General features: G+C 70.8%; 1 protein-coding gene. It reads left to right on the top strand.

Translation table 11 applies throughout. From position 1 onward, the window contains the following. A partial coding sequence (locus J7528_RS24190) for a TolC family protein (protein ID WP_291879944.1) occupies positions 1-494 on the top strand: 494 nt, incomplete at its 5' end. Positions 495-511 lie beyond the last annotated feature (17 nt).

Raw genomic sequence — 511 nt, 5'->3', positions numbered from 1 at the left:
GGTTCGCCGGTTTCATCTCCGGTGATCTCGGTGGGCTGGTCAGCGGCGGCAACAAGGCCTGGTCGCTGAATCCGTCGATCAGCTGGGCGGCGTTCGACATGGGCAGCGTGCGCGCGCGCCTGCGTGCCACGGAAGCCGATGCCGATGGCGTTGCGATCGCCTACGAGAAGGCGGTGCTGGCCGCGCTGGAGGATGCGGAGAACTCGCTGATGGACTACACGCGCCGCCAGGAACGGCTGCGCATCGTGGTCGAGCAGGCCGCATCCGCGCGTCGTGCCGAGCAGCTGGCCGAGGTGGGATACCGCGAGGGCTCGGCCGACTTCCTGACCCTGCTCGATGCACAGCGCACCCAGCTCACCGCCGACGATGCGCTCGCCGATGCCGAAGCGTCGGTGAACATCGCCGCCGTGGCGGTCTACAAGGCGCTGGGCGGTGCCGGTAACGGCGAGGCGGGCGGCGAGGGCGACGGGCTCGCCGCGGTGGAGCTGCGCTAGGCGGCTCTGCCGGAGCG

It is taken from the genome of Caulobacter sp. (assembly GCF_017744445.1).
In the GTDB taxonomy this organism is placed as follows: Bacteria; Pseudomonadota; Alphaproteobacteria; order Caulobacterales; family Caulobacteraceae; genus Caulobacter.
This window is presented reverse-complemented; position numbering and strand designations above follow the sequence as displayed.